General features: G+C 74.9%; 4 protein-coding genes. 3 read left to right on the top strand and 1 reads right to left on the bottom strand.

The features are described from left to right. The 3 genes from E1266_RS36280 to E1266_RS36270 form a co-directional block, all read left to right on the top strand. Positions 1-651 (top strand): HAD-IC family P-type ATPase (locus tag E1266_RS36280; RefSeq protein ID WP_132054975.1); only part of this gene is annotated, 651 nt, incomplete at its 5' end. A gap of 51 nt (positions 652-702) precedes the next feature. Next, positions 703-2,097, top strand: a complete 1,395-nt coding sequence (locus E1266_RS36275) for a GAF domain-containing SpoIIE family protein phosphatase (RefSeq protein WP_132054973.1) — start codon at positions 703-705, stop codon at positions 2,095-2,097. Next, on the top strand, positions 2,094-3,197 hold the full coding sequence (locus E1266_RS36270; protein ID WP_132054971.1) for a cobalamin B12-binding domain-containing protein: 1,104 nt from the start codon (positions 2,094-2,096) through the stop codon (positions 3,195-3,197). The genes E1266_RS36275 and E1266_RS36270 overlap by 4 nt, the downstream gene beginning before the upstream one ends. A 10-nt stretch (positions 3,198-3,207) precedes the next feature. Here E1266_RS36270 and E1266_RS36265 read toward each other — a convergent pair. Continuing rightward, the coding region (locus tag E1266_RS36265) for a DUF2867 domain-containing protein (protein ID WP_132054969.1) at positions 3,208-3,618 on the bottom strand (411 nt) is incomplete at its 5' end.

Below are 3,618 nucleotides of genomic sequence, written 5' to 3'. Positions count from 1 at the left end.
GCCGAGCGGTGGCGGGCCGAGGGGGCGATCATCCTGCACGTCGTGCGCGACGGCCGGGTGATCGGTGCGCTGAAGCTCGCCGACGAGATCCGTCCCGAGTCCCGGGAGGCCGTCGACGCGCTGCACCGGCGGGGCATCGAGGTGATCATGATCACTGGCGACGCGCGGGCGGTCGCCGAGGCGGTCGGCGCGGAGCTGGGCATCGACCGCGTCTTCGCCGGCGTCCGGCCCGAGGACAAGTCCGCGACCGTCAAGGCGCTGCAGGACGAGGGCAAGCACGTGGCCATGGTCGGCGACGGCGTCAACGACGCGCCCGCCCTCGCCCAGGCCGATGTCGGCATCGCCATCGGCGCGGGCACCGACGTCGCGATCGCCTCCGCCGGGGTCATCCTGGCCAGCGACGATCCGCGCTCGGTCCTGTCGGTGATCGACCTGTCCCGGGCCGGCTACCGCAAGATGAAGCAGAACCTCTGGTGGGCCGCGGGCTACAACCTGATCTCCGTCCCGCTGGCCGCGGGCGTCCTGGCCTTCGCCGGATTCGTGCTCCCGATGTCGGTCGGCGCGATCCTGATGTCGCTGTCCACGATCGTGGTGGCGCTGAACGCCCAGCTCCTCCGAAACCTGGACCTGCGCCCTCAAACCATCACTTGAACACCTCGGCGTGAACATTCGACTGCCGTCGTGCTGGCAAGCTGGGAGGGGATGGCATCGACACGACGCGAAGGTGAGCGCGAGCGGCCGGTCACCGAGGGTGACAGGCGGGCCGCCGAGCTGGCCGCGGAGCGCGACCGGCTCGCCGCCGAACTGGCGGCCGAGCGGGAGCGTACGGCGCTGCTCGCCGACGCGTCCGACGAGCTGCTGGCATCGCTCAACCTGGAGCGGTGCATGGACGTGACCGCGCGGCTCGCCGCCCGGCACCTGGCCGAGGCGGCCGTGGTGGTCGTCCCGCGCTCCGGGCGCGGCCACCCCGTCGCCGTCTGCGGACCCGGCGGCCGGGTCGAGCACCGGGTCCTGCCGATCGACCCGGCCGAGGTCGAGGGCCTGGCCGAGGCGATGCGGGGCTTCCCGCCGGTGCCGCAGCGCTGGATCGATCCGCGCGACGCGCCCGACTGGATCACGGGCGGCATGCCCGAGCCGCCCGCCGCGATGCTGGTGATCGCGCTCCCGGGGCACGGGGTGCCGGCCGGGGCGCTGGTGCTGCTGCGCCGGTCCGGCCCCGAGACGTTCTCCGCGGGGGAGGAGCTGACCACCCGCCTGTTCGCGGGGCGGGCGGGCGCGGCGCTGTCGGCGGCCCGCCTGTACGCCGAGCAGGCGGCCATCACCGCGACGCTCATGCGCGAGCTGCTGCCGCCCGGCACCCACGAGCTGGACGGGGTGGAGATGGCGGCGCGCTACCGGCCGTCCGGGGACGACGACCTTGTCGGAGGCGACTTCTACGACGTGTACCCCGCGGACGAGGCGGATCCGGAGGCCGAGTCGCTGGTGGTGCTGGGGGACGTGTGCGGCAAGGGCCTGGAGGCCGCCGTGCTGACCGGCAAGATCCGCAACACCTTCCGGGCGCTGCTGCCGATGGCGGACGACCACCGGCGCGTCCTGGAACTCCTCAACGGGACGCTCCTGTACGGCGAATCGACCAGGTTCGTGACGCTGGTCCTGGTCTCGGCCCGCAGGCAGGGCGCGCAGGTCCGGTTGCGGATGACCAGCGCGGGCCACGCCGCCCCGCTGATCGTCCGGGTGGACGGGACGGTCGAGACCGCCGCGACCCGCGGCTCCCTGATCGGCGTGCTGGAGGAGATCGAGACGACGACCGCGGAGGAGACCCTCGACCCCGGGGACGCCTGCCTGCTGTACACCGACGGCATCACCGAGGCCGTCGGCGGGCCGCTGGGCGGCGAGGAGTTCGGCGAGGAGCGGCTGCGCGCCGAGCTGGCCCGGTGCGGCGGGATGCCGCCCGAGGCGCTGGTGGAGCGGGTGCACATGCTCGCCGCCGAATGGGTGGGGCCCGGCGGCCACGACGACATGGCGGTGATCGCGATCACCGCGCCCGGGCGCAGCCGGCCCGGCGTCGCCGGGGGACGGGAGAGGACCACCGCATGACAGCCGCGAAGACGCGCACCGACTCCCTGCCGGACGACCTCTGGGAGGCCGTCAGCACCGGCGATGAGTACGCCGCCACCGACATCGTGATGGCGGCGCTGGACGACGGTATGGAGCCCGAAGAGGTACTGCTGGACGTCATAGCCCCGCTCCAGGCGCGGGTAGGGCGCGAATGGGCGGCGAACCGGATCAGCGTCGCCCAGGAGCACACCGCGACGGCCGTCAACGAGCGCGTGCTCGGTGCGGTCGCCCACCATCCGGCCGTCCGGCGGCGGCAGCGGGAGCAGGCCCCGGAGCATCCCGGCCGCATCGCCGTGGCCTGCATCGACGGCGAATGGCACGCGCTGCCGGCCCGGCTCGTGGCCGAGGTGCTGCGGCTGCGCGGCTGGCAGGTCGACTACCTCGGCGCGCAGGTGCCTACCCCGCACCTGATCTCCCACCTGCACCTCACCGGACCGGTCGTGGTGGCGCTGTCGTCGTCGATCGCGACCCGGCTGCCGGCCGCGCACGCGGCGATCACCGCCTGCCAGTCGACCGGCACCCCGGTCCTGGTCGGCGGCGCCGCCTTCGGGTACGACGGCCGCTACGCCGCCCTGCTCGGCGCGGACGCGTGGGCCCCCGACGCCCGCGCCGCGGCCGACCGGCTGGCGCGCGGCCCGCTGCCCAAGCCGCCGCCCGTGCACCGGGTCATCGACGACCTGCCGCACCTGGCCGACCGGACGTACGCCCACGTCACCCGGGCGGCGCCGCAGCTCATCCGGCACGTGATGGGCGAGCTGGACTCGCGGTACCCCGAGATGGCCGGGTACACCGACCAGCAGCGGAGCCGCACGGCCGAGGACGTCGCGCACATCGTCGAGTTCCTCGGGACCGCCCTGTACCTGGACGACCCCGACCTGCTCACCGAGTTCATCGGCTGGACCGCCGGGATCCTCACCGTCCGCGGCGTCCCGGCGGAGAGCCTCCTGCCCGCCCTGGACCTGCTCTCCGAGCAGCTCACCGAGCATCCGCGCGCGACCCTCATGCTGGAACGCGCCCGCGACGCGGTGCGGGAACCGCCGCCGGGCAGCCTGCACGATCCCGCGATGGACACCGCCTGACCGGCTCCGATCAGGGCGTCCGCTGCCGTTCCCGCCGAACGCCGGACCGCGCCCCGGACGCCGCGCGGTCCTGCTCGGCCGCCCGGCCGATGCCCCGGCACATCCCGCCGAAGACCCGGTCGTGGAAGGGCTTGAAGGCCCACCAGTAGGCGTGGCCCGCGAGTCCCCGGGGGTGGAACAGCGCCCGTTGCGTGACGAACGTCCGGGAGCCGTCCCGGCGGACCCCGAGCTCCAGCCACGCCAGTCCCGGCAGCCGCATCTCGGCCCGCAGCCGCAGGAGCCGCCCCGGCTCGATCTCCTCGACGCGCCAGAAGTCCACCGTCTCCCCGACCCGCAGCCGCCGCGGGTCCCGGCGGCCGCGGCGCAGCCCGACCCCGCCCACCAGCCGGTCCAGGGCGCCCCGGACCCGCCAGGCGAGGGG

Origin of the sequence: Actinomadura sp. 7K534 (genome assembly GCF_004348575.1) — a bacterium.
GTDB classification, from domain to species: Bacteria; Actinomycetota; Actinomycetes; order Streptosporangiales; family Streptosporangiaceae; genus Spirillospora; species Spirillospora livida.
Note: the sequence above shows the minus strand (reverse complement) of the source record. Positions and strands in the feature narration are given on the sequence as shown.

Bases quoted from the DNA above. Each gene is read 5' to 3' on its own strand.
- E1266_RS36275 (WP_132054973.1), top strand. From the start codon at position 703: ATGGCATCGACACGACGCGAAGGTGAGCGCGAGCGGCCGGTCACCGAG.
- E1266_RS36270 (WP_132054971.1), top strand. From the start codon at position 2,094: ATGACAGCCGCGAAGACGCGCACCGACTCCCTGCCGGACGACCTCTGG.